Source organism: Sphaerisporangium sp. NPDC005288 (assembly GCF_040607475.1).
GTDB lineage: Bacteria > Actinomycetota > Actinomycetes > Streptosporangiales > Streptosporangiaceae > Sphaerisporangium > Sphaerisporangium rhizosphaerae.
Window position 1 is genome coordinate 176,730 of sequence record NZ_JBEXGT010000008.1, and the last position, 16,497, is coordinate 193,226.

Sequence of the window (16,497 nt, forward strand, 5' to 3'; positions counted from 1 at the left end):
TCCGATGACAGACGCGATCGTGGCCGAGGGCCTGGTCAAGAAGTACGGCGCCGTCACCGCCCTCGACGGCATGGAGCTGCGCGTCCCCGAGGGGACGGTGCTGGGGCTGCTCGGCCCGAACGGCGCCGGCAAGACCACCACCGTGCGCATCCTCACCACGCTGCTCGTCCCGGACGCCGGACACGCCAGCGTCGCCGGGTTCGACGTCGTCCGCGACGCCGGCCGGCTGCGCGCCCGCATCGGCGCCTCCGGCCAGTACGCCGCCGTGGACGACCACCTCACCGGTGCCGAGAACCTGGAGATGGTCGGCCGCCTCTACCACCTCGGCGCAAAGCGCAGCCGGGAGCGCGCCCGCGAGCTGCTGGAGCGCTTCGACCTCACCGACGCGGCCGACCGTCCCGTGCAGGGCTACTCGGGCGGCATGCGGCGCCGGCTCGACCTGGCCGGTGCGCTGGTCGCCGACCCGCCCGTACTGTTCCTGGACGAGCCCACCACCGGCCTGGACCCGCGGGCCCGCATCGGCCTGTGGGAGGTCATCGGCGAGCTCGTCGCGGCGGGTACGACCGTGCTACTGACCACCCAGTACCTGGAGGAGGCCGACCGGCTCGCCGACCGCATCGCCGTGGTCGACGGCGGGCGGGTGATCGCGCTCGGCACCGCCGACGAGCTGAAGGGCCAGGTCGGCGGCGACCGCATCGAGCTGTCGGTCGCCACGGCGGCGGGCCTTGCGACCGCCGCGCGGACGCTGGCGCCGCTGGCCGCCGGTGACCTGCGGGTCGACGACGCCGCGCTGCGGGTGACCATCCCGGTGTCCGACGGCCCCGCCACGCTGACCAGCGCCCTCGGCCGGCTGGCCGCCGAGCGGATCACCGTGCGTGACGTCGGCCTGCGCCGGCCGACCCTGGACGACGTGTTCCTCACCCTCACCGGACACCAGGCCGGCCACAAGACCAAGGAGACCAGCCGTTGAACGCCATGCAGCTGGCCGTCGCCGACGGCCTGACGATCGCCAAGCGCAATGCCCTGAAGATCCGCAGGGCGCCCGACCTGCTGGGCGGCGTGGTCATGCTCCCGATCGTGTTCGTGCTGCTGTTCACTATGTCTTCGGCAGCATGATCAGCTTGCCTGGCATGTCGTACGGCGAGTACATGCTGCCGGGCATCTTCGTGCTCACCATCGTCAGCAGCGCGCAGATCACCGGCTACACGCTCACCCAGGACCTGCGGAAGGGCATCTTCGACCGGTTCCGCACGCTGCCGATGTCGCCCGCGGCGGTGCTGACCGGTCAGACCATCAGTGACATCATCATGAACCTGACCAGCATCGTCACCATGTCGCTCGTCGGCCTGCTCGTCGGCTGGCGCATCCGCACCTCGCCGCTGGAGGCGCTGCTCGGGTTCGCGATGCTGCTGCTGTTCGCCTACGCGTTCTCCTGGGTGACGGCGACCGTGGCGCTGGCGCTGCGCACGCCCGAGGTGTTCAACAACATCGTGACCATCGTGTCGTTCCCACTGACCTTCCTGTCCAACGCGTTCGCCGACAGCAGCCGCCTGCCCGGCCCGCTCGGGGCGATCGCCGAATGGAATCCGGTGTCCACGCTGGTCCAGGCCGCGCGCGAGCTGTTCGGCAACACCAGCCCGGCCATGCCCGCGCCGAGCGCCTGGCCGCTGCGGCACGCGGTACCGGTGTCGCTGCTGTGGTCGGTCGTGCTCCTGGTGGTGTTCGTGCCGCTGGCCACCCGGCTGTACAAGAAGGCCGTGAGCCGGTGAACGAGGCCGATCGGGACAGGGCGGTGGAGCTGGTCCAGCAGGCGTACGCGGAGGGCCGGCTCGGCTCGACCGAGCTGGAGTCGCGGCTCGAACGGGCGCTCACCGCCACCTGTGCGGACGAACTGCGGCCGGTCGTCGCCGACCTGCCGGACGAGACGGTCCGGCTGTGGTCCGTCGGCGGGCACCTCACCCGGACGGGTGACTGGCCGGTCCCGCGCCGGCTACGGGTCGACTCCCAGTACGGCAGGGTGCGCCTCGACCTGTCCCGCGCCCACATCCCGCACCGGCGTGTCGACATCGAACTGCGGCTGACCTACGGCCACGCCACGATCATCCTGCCCCCGGGCGCCGGCGCGGACACCAACGGAGTCCACGCCGCCTGGGCCCGCGTGACCTGCAAGACCCCGGCCCGCCCACGCCTGGGCGGCCTCGACGTCCACGTCACCGGCGATCTCCCCTATGGCCGCCTGACCATCCGCGCCTCACGTAAGTGACAGGGCGGATCTCGCTGGGACTGCGAGGTCGCTTAGGGACGCACGTTCGCAGGGCGCCGGCCGAAGAGGCCGTGGTTCACGTGGCGGTGCTGCAGTACGGTCTCGGGTGGAGCGCTGAGCTCGATTCATGCCACCGCAGGCCGCATACTGGCACAAATGAGACGCAACCTAGCCGCGGTCCGGCGAGTCCTGCCTGGAAGTCCCTTCAACGTTCCTGTGCCCCCTACGCCTCCTCTTGAGTGTTTCGTCGTGCAGGACCTCGTGAGCCACGACAGACACGGCCTCGGCCGGGTCGTCGGCGTCGATGACGATGTCGCCGTTATCGTCAACTTCGGGGCGAAGACGTATCGCATCAACGCTCCCTACGCCAAGCTCGTCAAGCTCTGAACCCTTCCATCGGTTCCGCGGGGCTGTGCCGTGTTCCGCTCGGTCACACCACGACAGGGACGCGGTCGTCCCTGAAGGTCTTGACTCGGATATAGGTCTTGACCGAGATGGCCGCCGTGATCGCGCGTCCGGAGACCGCCGGCCATCGCCCCCGCACAGAAGGTCTTCGCCACCGCCTCCCTCTCAGCCGGCTTGGCGCCCGGCCCCATGCGGCCGCCTGGTCGGGGACCTGAGGTCAGGTAGCGGCCGAGGCGTCACAGGACCAGGGGGAGAGGCCGAGGGCGGACAGGGCGGTGGCGCCGCGGGGGGCGCCGGCGAGGAGGAGGGTTCGGGCGGACTGGTAGCGGCAGCCGGCGGTGTCGAAGGCGTCCACGGTGGCGAGCAACCGTCCCTGGTCATGGTCGAGCAGCGCCTGGGCCCGTTCCACCAGGGCTTCGGCGACCAGGTTGCCGGCCACGACGGTCCGGGCCTCGGCTACGCGGTCGCGGGCGTCGGGGCTGCCGGCGAGTACGGCGGCCTCGGTGCGCAGGGCGACGTACCAGTGGTGCCAGATCCAGGTGACCCACTTCCACACCTGCCTGGGCTCGGGGGCCGTCCGTTCCAGCGCCTCCGCCGCCTGCCCGCGGTGCAGCAGGAGTATCGCGTCGAAGACCGCCCCGTATCCGTAGGTGTGCTCGGGCGGGGTGTCGAGTGCGTCCAGGACGTCCAGCCATTCGCGCCGCGCGTCCCCGTCGTCGCGCAGGCCGTGGATCATCGCGACAGCGGCCACCGCCGGACGGAGGAGCGTCCGCGAGGGGCTGCCGGCCCGCCGCCACGCGTCGAGGAACCGGACGCTCCCGGTGAGCACCTCCTCGACGTCGCCCGCGAGCGCGTCCACCATCAGCAGCCGGCACGTGGCGCGGTGACCGACCTCCGCCAGCGACGGATGGTCGGCGAGTTGGCGTGCCCAGCGGCGGGCGGGCGGCACGTTGCCCGCGCCGAGGGCGGCCTCGGTGGCGATCGCAAGCGCGTCGATCAGCTCGTGGGTGCCGGCTGGAGAGATCGGCAGGGATGACAGGAGCGTGATGCGGCGCCGGGCCGTGGCCGCGGTGGCGAAGGTGTCGCCGGCCCAGCTCTGCGCGCCGGTGAGCGCGTCGAGTGCGGCCGACTCGGCGAGCGGGTCGCCGGTCCGGCGGGCGAGCTCGACCGCGTGCTCGGCACGCGCGATCGTCTCCGGTACGGCGTTGCCGGGCGGGCCTTGAGCGGCGCCGAACGCGTCGGTGAGCACCGCGGCCTCGGCCAGCGCCACCGCGGCCCGCGCGGCCGGATCGTCGCCGGCCGACTCCCGCGCCTCGGTGAGCAGCGCGAGCGCCTCCGCGTGCGACGGAAGCCGGACGAACATGGTCGAGAACCGGAACGCGATGGTGGCGGCGCTCGCCAGGTCGGCGGCGGCGCCGGCGGTGTCGCCTGCCGCGCGGGCGGCGTCGGCGGCTGCGCGGCGCAGGCGGTACATGTCATCGCCGATCGTCCGGCAGCCGGCCACCGCCGCAGCCTGCCGGAGCATCGAAGCGCCGGCGGCGGGGTCGGTCGCGAGCGCGGCCGCCTGCTCGTAGCGCCGCTGGGACTCACCGGTCAGGTTACGGGTGAAGGTCAGCTCCGCCAGGTACCGGGCGAGCTCATAGGCGTCCGCGCGCTGCTCCGTCCGGTCGGCCGCCCATGCCAGGGCCGCGCGGAGGTCGTCGGCGACCAGGTCGAACCGGGCCCGCCAGTCCTGCCCGGTCACCGCCAGGGCGGCGGCCCTGGCCAGGCACCAGCGAAGGTGCCGGGACCGGGCGTCGGCCAGTTCGCCGGCCTCGTCGAGCCGCTCGGTGCCGTACTGGCGGATGGTCTCCAGCGCGCGGTACTCCGTCCCGCCCGGAGACGCGGTCACCGCCAGCAGGCTCTGCTCGGCGAGCCGGGCCAGTCCGTCGGCGACGATGCCTTCCTGCCCGTCCGCCACCTCCGCGGCCGCGGCGGCGGTGAACGGCGCCACGAACACCGATACCCGGCGCAGCAGCGCCCGGTCGGCCGGCTCCAGCAGGGCATGGCTCCAGTCCAGCGCCGCTCGTACCGATCGGTGCCGTTCATCGGCGCGGGAGCCCCCGGTGAGCATCCGCAGCGGGTGGGACAGGGCGGCGGTGATGCCGTCCAGTCCGAGGGTGGGACAGCGGGCGGCGGCCAGCTCGATCGCCAGCGCCATCCCGTCCAGCCGCTCGCAGATCGCGGCGATCTGGCCGCGCAGGGAGGGACCCAGCGGGCGGCCGGCCGCCGCCGCCCGCTCCAGGAACAACGCGACCGCGTCCGACTCGCCGTCAGCGGGCAGCGACAGCGGCGGGACGGGATACACCCGTTCGAACGGGACCATCAGCCGGGTCCGGCTGGTCGCCAGCACCGTCACCCGGGGGCACGCCGCCAGCAGCCCCTCGAGGAACAGCGCGACGCCGTCCACGACCTGCTCGCAGTTGTCCAGGACCAGCAGCGCGTGCCGGTCGGCCAGCGCGGCGACCACGGACGCGGTCATGTCGCGGCCGGGCTGCTCGCCGAGGCCGAGCGCTCCGGCGACCGCGGTCGCGATCATGCCCGCGTCGGTGACCGGGACCAGGTCGACGAACCACACCCCGTCGGAGTACGCGCCGGCCGCCTCGGCGGCCACCGCCGACGCGAGCCTTGTCTTGCCCACTCCGCCGGGACCGACGGCGGTCACCTGGCGGCACGCCGTGACCAGCTCGATGAGCTCGGCGCGCTCGCGCACGCGTCCGATGAACGAGGTCAGCGGGGCGGGCAGCACCGGCGCCGGCCGCGACGGTCCGGCGCCTACCGGCCGGCCGCTCATCGGTCCGGCGCCCATCGGTCCGCCGCCTAACGGCTCGACGCCCACCGGCCCGGGTGCGCGCCGGGCGAGCGCCCGCCGATCCGGCGCCTCCAGCTTGCGCAGCAGCGAGGAGACGTGGCTCTCCACGGTACGCACCGAGATGCAGAGCCGGGCCGCGATCTCGGCGTTGGTCAGATGGGCCCCGACGAGCTCCAGCACCTCGGACTCCCGAGGCGAGATCTCCACTTCCGCCACCACTGTCCCAGTCTGCCGCATTCCCTCCGTGTCATATCCGTGGCGTCGATCCGTGGTGCGATTCCGTGGCCACCACGGATGTGAGCCGGCGGGGCCGCGAGAGAGGCTGTGACCACGCGAACAACGCGAACCCACGCGAACAGCGTGATCTACGACGACCTCAGGAGTCGACCATGACCGGATCTTCCACCCCGGCGATCAAGACCGTGCTGCACCCCGTGTCCGACCTGGCCAGGGCCAAGGCGGTGTATGCCGCGCTGCTCGGCATCCCGCCGCAGGCCGACTCGCCCTACTACGTCGGCTTCGAGGCCGGGGGCCAGCACATCGGACTGGTGCCGGGCGGCGGCCCTCAGGGCATGACCTCGCCGGTGGCCTACTGGCACGTACCGGACATCGAAGCGAAGCTGGCCGAGCTGACCGCCGCCGGGGCCACCGTGAAGGAGGCCGCGCACGACGTCGGCGGCGGCCGCCTGGTGGCCACCGTCACCGACCTGGACGGCAACGTCCTCGGCCTGCTGCAGGACCAGTAAGCACGGCCTGCCGCCTTTCCGTGGCTGCCGGCCGCACGAGCGACAGTGTCGCTTCCTGTGGCCGACGGCTGCAGGACCAACTTTCCCGCCTTCCTGTGGCCGCTGGCCGCGGGACCGACCGCCGCGCTTTCTGTGGCCGCCGGCCGCACGATCGATCCATCTCGAGCAAAGGACCTGCCATGACCTCCTTCGAATCCGTCACCCTGGAAGTCTCCGACCCCACGACCGCGGACGCCTTCTACCAGGCCGTTGGCCTGGGCCCCTACGTGGACGTACGCGCTGCCTCCGACGTGACGACGACGGGGTTCCGCGGGTTCGCGCTGTCCCTCGTGACCTCCCAGCCGGGTAACGTCGACGCCCTCATCGCCGCCGCCCTCGACGCCGGCGCCACGACGCTGAAGCCGGCCACGAAGAGCTTCTGGGGCTACGGTGGCGTCGTGCGCGCGCCGGACGGGACGATCTGCAAGATCGCGTCCTCGGCGAAGAAGGACACCGGCCCCGCGACCCGGCACATCGACCAGGTCGCGCTCCTGCTCGGCGTGGCGGACGTCAAGGCGAGCAAGCGGTTCTACGTCGAGCGCGGCCTGGCCGTGGCCAGGAGCTTCGGCGGCAAGTATGTGGAGTTCGACACCCCGACGTCGGCCGTCACGCTGGCGCTCTACCCGCGCCGCGCCCTCGCCAAGGACACCGGCGTCCCCCAGGAGGGCACGGGATCCCACGGCATCGTGCTCGCCGGCGCCGCCGGCCCCTTCACCGACCCCGACGGCTTCACCTGGCACGCACGATCAGGCGACCGGACCCACATCGTTCAGTGACCACCCACTCTTCGCCGGTGTCAGGCGTAGAGGACCCAGCGGTTCCCGCCCAGCCACTCGAGTATTCGTATGTACGGGATAGAAGATCGCGTGTACATGCCTGCCGTGTTCGCACGACGGAGCGCGCCCTCGCCGGGACGATGCGAGCCGCGTGAGTGGCTTCGTCGGTGAGGGCGCGCTGCGGTCGGGTGCTTCTGATATCGCGGAAGAGGAGGTCGGCCGGCTACCAGTTGATGCGCTGGCTCGGCCCTCCGGTGCAGGGGGCCGATATGACGGGTGTTCCGTTGGCGTAGCTGCTCACGTCCACACACGCTCCGCTCGAGCTGACGGTTTCGCTGCTGAAATAGCGAAATGCGGACGCGAAGTTGCATGAGATGAGGAAAAGGTGACCGTCGTCTCCGAGACACTTTCCACTGGCGACATTGCGGATGGCGCCGCCAAGGTCCCACCGGAACCGCTGGCTCGGCTGGCCGGCGCAATCCCACAGGATGACCGGCGTGTAGTCCGCATAGGAGGACACGTCCCAGCACTTGTCTCCGGCGACATGACGGAAGTTCCAACTGAACTGCTGGCTGGGCTGCCCCAGGCAGTCCACGAGAATCAATTGAGTTCCCGCGGCGTAGCTACGCACATCGAGACAGCGGGCACCGGCGGTGCTGCGGAGCACGCCATCCCACCACTCCCAGCGTTGGCTGGCCCGGCCGTGGCAATCCCACAGGACGGCCGGCGTGCCTGCGGCGTAGCTGCTGACGTCGAGGCACCGGTTGCCGGCGATGGACCTGATCGTGCCATCGGTCGCGCGACGGAATTGCTGGCTCTCCCGGCCGTGACAGTCCCACAGGATAACGGGCGTCCCGTTGGCGTAGGAGCTCACATCCAGGCATCGGCCGCCGCTCACGCTGTAGATCGCTTTGGGCGAGATCGTCGCCGCATGAGCAGGAGAGATGGGCCCGGTCACCGTGAGAAGAGCGGCAACAGCCACTACAACTCGCAGAAGACGCCTTTTCCACATCATCCCTTCCCCTTTCGTGGTAGACGCAAGTGTTGTCGGAATGTAGGTGGTAGACGCATCGGGTGCCCCGCGGCCTTCCGAGTGGCACCCGAACGTAAGGGAATTCGGTATGGCGGGAAGCGGGCATAGGAATGGGCATCCCGAAAACCTCTGACGCTACGCCGTTGAAGGTCCTGGAATGCCGAGCCGGCATGGGTCAGGGGCGGCGGAAGACGAGGACGGTGATGTTCTCCTGGCCGCCGTTGTCGTCCCGCTTGGGGTCGTTGACCTGGAATCGGAGGCGACCACTCGACGAGCCCCGGTAGGTGTAGCAAGGGCTGTTGGATCCGACAGGCCGCCACGCGGTCGTGCTGAGCTCCCCGTCGTCGAGCCGGATCGGCCGCTTCGTGACCTGCGAGAACGCCTTCACCATCAGCATGTACGGTGCGAGCGTCGGCGCCGGCCAGCCGGGACCGGCGATATGGCCCTCGTCGCCGTCCGGCTCCTTCGTGGTGCCCCACCAGTTGATGCGCAGGATGGAGAAGTCGTCGGTGCGCGCGGAGAAGACGTCGCCCGGGACGAGCGTGCCGACGCTCACCCCCCGCGCGTCCTCCCCGTCGAGAGTGGCGTGCAGAACGCGGTCGGGGGCGTCCCCGCCGTCGCAGTGGTCGAACGGGGTGCGGACGGTCGCGCTCGCCGGCACCGTGGCGAACCCGGCCGCCAAGGGCAGCGCGAGGGCTGCTGTGGCGGCGAGAAGTCGGAGTGCTTTCATGGTGATCTCCTTGTCTGCCAGAGAGAAGTGGATAAGTGGTACGACCGGGACTCCGGTACGACCGCATGCCGAAACAGGTCCAAGCGAGTCGATCGGCGCATCAGGCCCCAATCGCCGACAGGGCTGAGGACGGCATCGTCGCGCCGGGACGCGCAGCGAACCGAGACGTCGACCGGGTCGGAGGAGTGGACGCCGTCGTCGTAGTGGACGGCCGCGCTGATCAGTCGGAGGCTCCGGTAGACGATCCGGTCGCTCTGCGGCGTCGAGCGCTGGCTGCCGCCTTCCAGCGTGAAGTCGACCCGGTGCCACCGGTGGGCGCGGCTGGCCGCGCAGAGCCGCCGGCGTAGTGAGACCGGCGCCCGCCCCACGTCCACCGAGAGCGTGAACCGGAACGGCACGCCCCGTCCGGTCCTGTCCATCGCGTGGCCATTGACGCAGCGGCCGGCGAAAGAGCTGCGGTCGACGCCGAGCCACAGCCGGCTGATCGAACTCGAGTCCGCCGTCGCCGTCGCCGTCGCCTGCGCCGTCGTCGGCGCCGGTACGGCAGGCAGGAGCACGCTCGCTACGACGGCCGCCACCATCTTCGTCCTTCGTCGTTTTCATGGTCCCCCTTACGGAGCGAGGTGATACGACGATGAGTGAGAGGCGGGCGAAAAACCTTGAGCAATCCTTGAATGGGAGAACGCGTGGAGTTCAGGCTGCTCGGCTGGGTCGGACTGGAGGACGGTGGCCGCGAGATCGACACCGGGCACAGCCGGCAGCGCTGTGTTCTCGCCGCGCTGCTGATCGACGCTCGTGAGCCGGTGATGACCGCCGAACTGGTGTCCCGCGTGTGGGGCGGCGACCCGCCCGACTCGGCGCTCAACGTGCTCTACGGCTACGTCACCCGGTTGCGCAAGGTCCTCGCACCCTCCGGGGTCCGCCTCCTGCGCCGCGGCGGCGGCTACCTCATCGACGTCGACCCCGCCCTCGTCGACGCGCTGCGCTTCAAGCGCTTACAGGCCACGGACCCCGCCGCGGCGCTGGAGGCATGGCGGGGCAAGCCGCTACCCGGCATCGAGAGCGAGTGGGCGGATCAGGTCCGTGCCGATCTGAGCGCGCTCCACCTGTCGGCGCAGGTCCGCCTCGCCGAGGAGGAGACGGCCCGTGGCCGTCACACCGCCGCCGTGGACAGGCTGAACGGCGTGCTCGCCGAGCATCCGCTTGAGGAGCGCGTCGTGGCGGTGCTGATGACCGCGCTGTTCCGCGCCGGGAACACACCGCAGGCCCTGGACTGCTACCTGACCTTCCGCCGGCGTCTGTCCGACGAGCTCGGTATCGAACCAGGACCGCGGTTGCGCCTGCTCCACCAGCGCATACTCGAAGGTGACAGCGACCTGGACCGGCAGGAGGCCGCGCCCGTTCCGGCCGGCCTGCCGTACGACGTGCCGGGATTCGTCGGGCGCGCCACGGAGTTGGCGGCGATGAACCGGGTGCTGGGCAGCCGGACGCCGCTGGTGATCTCCGCGATCGAGGGCATGGCGGGCGTCGGCAAGTCGGCGCTCGCCGTACGCTGGGCGCACCGAGTGCGCGAGCGTTTTCCCGACGGCAGCCTCTACGCCGATCTCGGCGGCCACGCACCGACCGGCCCCGCTGACCCGGCCCGCGTGCTCGGCGACTTCCTCGCCGCACTCGGCACCGCGCCGGCCCGCGTCCCCGGCGGGCTCGAGGCCCGCTCGGCGCTCTTCCGCGCCCTGCTCGACCAGCGCAGGATTCTCGTCATCCTCGACAACGCCCGCTCCGAGCAGCAGGTGAGGCCGCTGCTCCCGACGGCGGACGGCTGCGCCACGGTGATCACCAGCCGCGTGCCGCTCCATGGCCTGGTCGTCCGCGAGCGCGCACAACGCATCGTCATCGGTACGCTCACCCCGGCCGAGGCCGAGTCACTGCTGCGCACCTTCGTCCCGTACGGCGACGCCGCGTCGTTACGAGAGCTGGCGCGGCTGTGCGCTCACCTGCCGGTGGCGCTGTGCGTCGCGGGCGAGAAGGCAGCGCGTGGCGACCGCCCCCTGCCCGAACTGGTGGCCGAGCTCCGAACGGCGAGCAACAGGCTGGACCTGCTCGAGGTGGCGGGCGATCCGCTCAGCAGCGTGCGGGCCGTGTTCTCCTGGTCCTACCGCACGCTGCCAGAGCCGGTGGCCTCGATGTTCCGGCGACTGGGCGCGCACCCGGGTCCCGACATCGAGCCCGGCGCCGCGGCGGTACTGACAGGCTGCTCGACCGGCGAGGCCGCCGAACTGCTCGGAGCGCTCGCCGAGGCGCGGCTGATCGAGCCGTACCGGCCCGGCCGCTGGCGCATGCACGATCTCCTGCGCGCCTACTCCGTCGAGTGCGGCGGCGAACAGGACCAGGCCGTGGCGCGGCTGCTCGACCATTACCTCGACCGCCTGTCCTCCGCCATCGGTCTCGCCCTGCCGGGAGAGGTCGTCATCCGGCCCGACGCCGAACCGTTCCCCGACCAGGCGCAGGCGCAGGCTTGGATGGAGGCCGAGCGCTCCAACCTGGTGGCAGCCGCCGACATGGCGCTCACCCGTTCACCTGCGCTCGGCAGGGACCTCGGCCGGATGCTGGTGCGGCACCTCGACATGGCCGGGCAGCAGGAGGAGGCCCGGCGTCTCTACCGCAGTGCGGCAGATGCCGCGCGCGTCGCGGGGGACCTGATGGGAGAAGCATCCGCGCTCACCGCGCTCAGCGTGGCGCTGATCCGCAACGGAGAACTGGACGAGGCGCACGACGGCTTGCGCCGTGCCGTGGAGCTCTGGGAAACCCTGGATGATCCACGCAGCCAGGGGAGCGCGCTGGGCAACATCGCGTTGGTCCAGGTGCACCGGGGGCAGTACGCAGCCGCGCTGACGGATCTCGAGCGCGCGGCCGCCCTGTTCGAGCGCAGCGGCCACCTGTCCGGCCAGGCCAACGTGCTCAACCACATCGGCGAGATCCACTGGCGCACCGGCGCCTACCGGCTCGCCGTCCCTCTGCACGAGAGGGCGATGGAGATCACCGCCGAGATCGGAGACCGGGCGGGCGTGGCGGTCTCCCGCGGCGACATCGGCAACGCCCTGTTCAGGCTCGGCGAGTACAGCGAAGCCCTGGAACACCTGGAAGCCTCCCGGGAGCTGGCCAGGTCGATCTCCTACGTCTACGCCGAGCTGACCTCCATGGTCAACATCGGCCGGGTGCATGCCGCGACCGGCAACCTCCAGGCGGCCTACGACCTCTACCAGGAGGTGCTCACCGCGCTACGCGAGGCCGAGGACCGTGACATGGAGGCGGAGACATTCGACTGTCTCGGCGAGATCCACCTGGCCTGGGGAGAACACGAGCGCGCACTCGACCACCATCGACGCGCCCTGGAGCTGTTCCGCGCGTCCGGCAGCCACACATTCGAGGCCAGCGCACTCAACGGTCTGGGCGAGGTACAGCGCGCCCTCGGACATCCGAAGGAGGCGGCTGCCCGGCATCAGGAGGCCCTGGAGCTCACGCAGGCCATGGGCGACCGATTCCAACAGGCCCGCGCCTTGGCCGGCCTGGCCCGCCTCCGAGCCGACCAGGGCCTACCGGCGAAGGAGTGGGGAGAGGCTCTGCGGCTCATGGACGACATGGAGCTCCCCGAAGCGGCCCAGCTACGAGAGGAGCTGAAGATGAGGGAAGGGCAGCAGCCCATGTGAGGCGATGGACCAAAACGTCGAAGAGCTTCACCGCGCAACCGCCGTGCCCAGGTGCGGCGCAGGTACGGTGCCGTCGACATCATCGCCCAGCACACCGTCGCAGCCCGGCCCCGGCCCCCCACCTGCCAGCAGGCAACGAGGCTCCGACCACCGGATTAGAAGTCGACCGCCACCCAGGAGGCCCATCACCCCTCCGACCTGCGCCGACACCGTCCGGCAGCCGGCCGGTCACCACCGTCATCCCACGCATATCCCGTATGATGCCGAGCCGTGTCACTCGTTGGGCTGGGGCTGAGGAACGAAGTCCCAGACCTCCGATCGCCCCCAACCCGTGTGGTGCTCAACCATCGCAAGGCGATCGTCAGGGCGGTACTGGCCTTGGTCGGGATCACCAGCTTGGAAGGTGCGATGGGGATATAGCCCTGCGGCAAGTCGCAGGCGCTCCGTGTTCAAAGTTTTCGGGCACGCACCAGGCACGTGACTTACCCACTGATCACTGTGGCAGTGGATCACCGTAATCTGCCGCCTGGTAGTTCAAGGTGAGTTGCATGCGGCGGGCAAACTCGTCCGTCAGAGCTCGTGCACTACGCCAAGCCCAATCTGCGCAACCTGCGCCCAATGCGCGATCCGGGAACCATGGGTTGCCGCTTCCCTTCATCAGCTCATTCTCTGCGAAGCGGTTGCTAGCCTCAAGCGACTTCCCCAACCGGTGAGTCAGGTCATTGCCTACGAACTCTGGCCTGTAATGGACTAGGTAATTCCGAAGCTGTACCAGAAGCCGTGCATTTGTAAGGATCTTCGTGCCGGGGTCGAAGGACTCGTGCCCGGCCAAGCGGAGCGCGAGATCGTATTTCTTCAGGACCTCAAGATAGCCGTTGTTCGTCGCATCCCACACTGCGGCCATAGCCGATAGGAGGGACCCATCAAGACCGCCAATGTACGAATGATGTTCATCCTTGGCGTCTTGGAAGATCTCGTTGATCGCCGCTTCGAGGAAGAAGGCGGACTCGCAGATCGCGCTGATGACGAGCGTCCGGTGACGAAGGTCGAACACCGATTGGCCTGCAAGTGAAGTCTCAAGCGACTGTGCGCTCTCCGCCGCGTAGCGAGCAGCATACAAGTGGTGGGTGGAGAAGTAGCTGCGCATGAGCACGGTAATGCTGTCAGTGGCCCTTGCGCAGTCGGTCATGTCCCTCTCTGTCATGATGCGAGAGTAGTCCCGACCTCACCGACATCGCCTACCTTCTGACCGTTGCCGTCGCTCCTTTCGGGGGGAGGGGGCCGGGGCGCGGATCAAGTGGAGCGTCGCGTCCGATGTACGACCAACCGGTGGCCCTGGTGTGCTCGACTTGTGCTACGGCAATGCGACGCGCAACCCACCCGTCAGCAGCAACTTGGTCGTCGGACAGTTTCCTATAGGAGGGCCGAGGTCAGGAACACCGCCCCCGGCCCCCGGAAAGGGTTAGTCCACGACTGCGTGAACTACGGCCATCGTTGCGGCTCCTGCAGCAAGCCCTGCAGCGACATTGCCGGCGGCAATGCCGATCCCGATTGAGACGGCAATGATGAGGAGCCATCGTTGCTGCAGCTGCGGCGGCTCAGTACTAACCGCCTGGGGGTGAGGGTATGGGCACCCTTGAGGTTGAGGTGTGGAGAGTCCCTGGGGGTGAGGGTATGGGCACCCTTGAGGTTGAGGTGTGGAGAGTCCCTGGGGCTGAAGGTTGTAGACCCCTCGAGGTTGGGGGTCATACCCATGGCATGACATGATGCTGGTACCTCTATCTACGTAGGCGTAGTGCAGAGGACATGAGAGCGGCTCCTCTGTTCCCGCAGAGGGGCCGTTCGCATACGCGATCCCGAATAAGCCGCTTCAAGTCCGAGTCTCATCCTGCCATGCCGATCGATGGGTATAACGCAGGAGGCGCTACGTAGAGCTATCACCGCGTTACGCACGATCACTAACAGCGAATTCCGCGTGAGTTATCTATCTGGATAGCTAGCACGATCCTGCGACCTGCATGAATACTCAGCGTGAGCATATATTCGATCATGAAACTGAAGTATGTGATTTACCTCACACTGTCGTTACGGGTCGCAGAGACACGCGGATCAGAGCCGTTCAATGAGGGAACGTGCAGCCGCCCCTCACGACCACATCCAACGCCCCATGCCCCCGCGGCGACGATGTCCATGACGGTTCGAATCCGTAGCCCGCGGTGGAACTGCATGTCTGGACGTGAAGGGGCTAGTGCGAATCGGCGGCGGCGCGCTCCTGGCTGGCGGGCGAGGCATGGTGCGGCGGGCGCTTCGTACGGCGGGCGGCCCTGAGTCCCGCCGCCGTTCGGGACCGGCGCCCACGCCGCATGCCCGGACGGCGGGCGGGCGGCGGGCCGTGCGGCGGCGCGAAGCGCCGTCGCCTTGATAACCCACAAGCACAACTCGGCAACGTACACCCGCAACACCGGTAACACCCGCATTAGGAGAGCGCGCGCTTCTGTGGCTCCTAAACCAGGCTGAGCTGGGCGAACGTCCTACGGGCGGCCCGTGTCGAGGAGAATCATCCCTTGTGTATCCCCAGCCCGAGGGAGAGGACACCAGGTATCCGGTGGCAAGACACCCGAGCCGGTTAGGCGTGCAAGGGGGTTGAGGGGAAGGCCTTGGTCTCGTCGTAGTGCTGGCGGGTGGTCAGGCAGTGGAACAGGCAACTGAGGTAGCGGTTGAAGAGGTTGCGCAGGGCGGAGGCGTGGCGGTCGCCGGTGGCGCGCCGCTTGTCGTAGAGGCTCGGCCGGCCGGCGACTTGGTCAGGGCGGCGAATCTCCAGACGTATCCGGCCGCGGCAAGGCGTTGGTTCTTCACCTTGCGGTGTATGACCAGCAGGCTCTTGCCGGAGGCTCTGGTAATGGGGCTGATCCTGCGTAGGAGCGCAGGGCGCGGGCGTCGGCGAAGCGGGTGCGGTCGTCACCGATCTCGGCCAGGACACGGGCGCCTGTGGTGACGCCGAGTCCGGGGAAGCTGGTCAGGATCTGCGCGTCGGGGTGCTGCAGGAAGGCTTGCTCGGTGGCCTGGGCGAGGTGGTCGGCGGCAGCGCAAACCCCGTCCAGCTGCAGCAGCAGGGCGCGGGCCTGGTCCCCGAAGGCCGCTTCGACGATGGCTGGGTGGTGTAGCTGCTCGGCCTGGAAGATCTGGTGGAGGCGCTGTGCCCAGCGGGTGATGTTGCGCTGGCGCCCGGCCCTGCGCAGCAACTGCTCCAGCTCCTGAACGGTGAGTTCGGCGGCCTTGGTGGGGGTGGGTGCCGCCGCCAGGATGGTGCGTGCTTCGATGCAGCTCAGCCCGATGTGCTTGGCGTGGAAGGCGGTCGACGCCCCGGGGAAGTACTCGCGCAGCAGTGACCGCAGCTGGTTGGCCACCTGCTGGCGGTTCCAAACGGTGTCCTGGCTAGCCCTGGCCAGGACGCTGATGGCCTGGACGAGTTCGGAGTCAGCCGGAAGGGCCCGGTGGGCGTGCCGGTCGGTGCGTAGGATATTCGCCAGCACCAGAGCGTCGGCGTGGTCGGACTTGGCCCGGGTAACGGTGTGCCGTTCCCGGTAGCGGGCGACCGCCATCGGGTTGATCGCGTACACCTGCCTGCCGGTGGCACGCAGACAGGCCACGATCAGACCTCGGCTGGTCTCGATCGCGATCGGCGCCGGCTGCTCGGCGGCCCGTTCGTGCTCGGCCAGCAGCTCCAGCAGGCTCTGGTAGCCGGCTGCATCGTCGCTGATCCGCCGCTTGGCCACCAGTACCCCGGTCTCGTCGACCAGTGCCACGTCATGGTGGTTCTCCGCCCAGTCGATCCCGCAGAAGACCTGCATCCCCTTCGACCTCGCATCCTTTGCCTGGATGATCTGGTCCCAGCCGTACGGGAGCACGCGCCGCACTAATGGAAGGACTCACCGGTCCGACACCCC

General features: G+C 69.6%; 13 protein-coding genes and 1 pseudogene. 8 read left to right on the forward strand and 6 right to left on the reverse strand.

From position 1 onward, the window contains the following. Nucleotides 1-4 precede the first annotated feature (4 nt). The 5 genes from ABZU32_RS10845 to ABZU32_RS10865 all read left to right on the forward strand — a co-directional run bounded on the left by ABZU32_RS10845 (nt 5) and on the right by ABZU32_RS10865 (nt 2,650). Nucleotides 5-970 carry an ATP-binding cassette domain-containing protein gene (locus ABZU32_RS10845; RefSeq protein WP_354920100.1) on the forward strand — a complete coding sequence of 322 codons (966 nt, stop codon included), beginning with the start codon at nt 5-7 and terminating at the stop codon, nt 968-970. Continuing rightward, nucleotides 967-1,116 (forward strand): hypothetical protein, encoded by a 150-nt coding sequence (locus ABZU32_RS10850; protein ID WP_354920102.1) that lies wholly within the window; start codon nt 967-969, stop codon nt 1,114-1,116. The genes ABZU32_RS10845 and ABZU32_RS10850 overlap by 4 nt, the downstream gene beginning before the upstream one ends. Then, entirely contained in the window at nt 1,113-1,769 is a 657-nt protein-coding gene (locus ABZU32_RS10855) for an ABC transporter permease (RefSeq protein ID WP_354920105.1), read from the forward strand. Before ABZU32_RS10850 ends, ABZU32_RS10855 begins: the two co-directional genes overlap by 4 nt. Further along, complete coding sequence (locus ABZU32_RS10860; protein WP_354920108.1) at nt 1,766-2,263, forward strand: DUF1707 domain-containing protein; 498 nt, start codon at nt 1,766-1,768, stop codon at nt 2,261-2,263. The genes ABZU32_RS10855 and ABZU32_RS10860 overlap by 4 nt, the downstream gene beginning before the upstream one ends. Nucleotides 2,264-2,512: 249 nt before the next feature. After that, complete coding sequence (locus tag ABZU32_RS10865; protein WP_354841364.1) at nt 2,513-2,650, forward strand: hypothetical protein; 138 nt, start codon at nt 2,513-2,515, stop codon at nt 2,648-2,650. Between the two features lie 235 nt (nt 2,651-2,885). On the opposite strand, the gene ABZU32_RS10870 is transcribed toward ABZU32_RS10865, so the two are convergent. Beyond that, entirely contained in the window at nt 2,886-5,738 is a 2,853-nt protein-coding gene (locus ABZU32_RS10870) for a LuxR C-terminal-related transcriptional regulator (RefSeq protein WP_354920111.1), read from the reverse strand. 170 nt (nt 5,739-5,908) lie between these two features. On the opposite strand from ABZU32_RS10870, the gene ABZU32_RS10875 reads away from it, so the two are divergent. Together ABZU32_RS10875 and ABZU32_RS10880 are read left to right on the forward strand one after the other, a co-directional pair. After that, on the forward strand, nt 5,909-6,265 hold the full coding sequence (locus ABZU32_RS10875) for a VOC family protein (RefSeq protein WP_354920114.1): 357 nt from the start codon (nt 5,909-5,911) through the stop codon (nt 6,263-6,265). Nucleotides 6,266-6,444: 179 nt separating this feature from the next. Then, nucleotides 6,445-7,080: a glyoxalase gene (locus tag ABZU32_RS10880; RefSeq protein WP_354920117.1), complete on the forward strand. Its 636-nt coding sequence runs from the start codon at nt 6,445-6,447 to the stop codon at nt 7,078-7,080. A gap of 223 nt (nt 7,081-7,303) precedes the next feature. On the opposite strand, the gene ABZU32_RS10885 is transcribed toward ABZU32_RS10880, so the two are convergent. The 3 genes from ABZU32_RS10885 to ABZU32_RS10895 all read right to left on the reverse strand — a co-directional run bounded on the left by ABZU32_RS10885 (nt 7,304) and on the right by ABZU32_RS10895 (nt 9,424). Next, complete coding sequence (locus tag ABZU32_RS10885) at nt 7,304-8,038, reverse strand: ricin-type beta-trefoil lectin domain protein (RefSeq protein ID WP_354920119.1); 735 nt, start codon at nt 8,036-8,038, stop codon at nt 7,304-7,306. 250 nt (nt 8,039-8,288) lie between these two features. Continuing rightward, nucleotides 8,289-8,843 (reverse strand): hypothetical protein, encoded by a 555-nt coding sequence (locus tag ABZU32_RS10890; RefSeq protein WP_354920122.1) that lies wholly within the window; start codon nt 8,841-8,843, stop codon nt 8,289-8,291. After that, nucleotides 8,840-9,424: a hypothetical protein gene (locus ABZU32_RS10895; RefSeq protein ID WP_354920125.1), complete on the reverse strand. Its 585-nt coding sequence runs from the start codon at nt 9,422-9,424 to the stop codon at nt 8,840-8,842. Before ABZU32_RS10895 ends, ABZU32_RS10890 begins: the two co-directional genes overlap by 4 nt. Nucleotides 9,425-9,529: 105 nt before the next feature. Between ABZU32_RS10895 and ABZU32_RS10900 the strand changes: the two genes are divergently transcribed. Then, the gene (locus tag ABZU32_RS10900) at nt 9,530-12,550 is read left to right on the forward strand and encodes a tetratricopeptide repeat protein (protein ID WP_354920128.1); all 3,021 of its coding nucleotides are present in this window, start codon (nt 9,530-9,532) and stop codon (nt 12,548-12,550) included. 493 nt (nt 12,551-13,043) lie between these two features. On the opposite strand, the gene ABZU32_RS10905 is transcribed toward ABZU32_RS10900, so the two are convergent. Next, a complete protein-coding gene (locus tag ABZU32_RS10905) occupies nt 13,044-13,754 on the reverse strand; it encodes a hypothetical protein (protein ID WP_354920131.1) in 711 nt (236 codons plus the stop codon). Between the two features lie 1,422 nt (nt 13,755-15,176). Further along, a pseudogene (locus ABZU32_RS10910) lies at nt 15,177-16,401 on the reverse strand (IS110 family transposase). Nucleotides 16,402-16,497: the final 96 nt, after the last annotated feature.

Excerpts from the sequence above, each read along its gene's own strand:
- ABZU32_RS10845 (WP_354920100.1), top strand. The coding sequence starts at position 5 with ATGACAGACGCGATCGTGGCCGAGGGCCTGGTCAAGAAGTACGGCGCC.
- ABZU32_RS10855 (WP_354920105.1), top strand. The coding sequence starts at position 1,113 with ATGATCAGCTTGCCTGGCATGTCGTACGGCGAGTACATGCTGCCGGGC.
- ABZU32_RS10875 (WP_354920114.1), top strand. The coding sequence starts at position 5,909 with ATGACCGGATCTTCCACCCCGGCGATCAAGACCGTGCTGCACCCCGTG.
- ABZU32_RS10880 (WP_354920117.1), top strand. The coding sequence starts at position 6,445 with ATGACCTCCTTCGAATCCGTCACCCTGGAAGTCTCCGACCCCACGACC.
- ABZU32_RS10890 (WP_354920122.1), bottom strand. The coding sequence starts at position 8,843 with ATGAAAGCACTCCGACTTCTCGCCGCCACAGCAGCCCTCGCGCTGCCC.
- ABZU32_RS10895 (WP_354920125.1), bottom strand. The coding sequence starts at position 9,424 with ATGGTGGCGGCCGTCGTAGCGAGCGTGCTCCTGCCTGCCGTACCGGCG.
- ABZU32_RS10905 (WP_354920131.1), bottom strand. The coding sequence starts at position 13,754 with ATGACAGAGAGGGACATGACCGACTGCGCAAGGGCCACTGACAGCATT.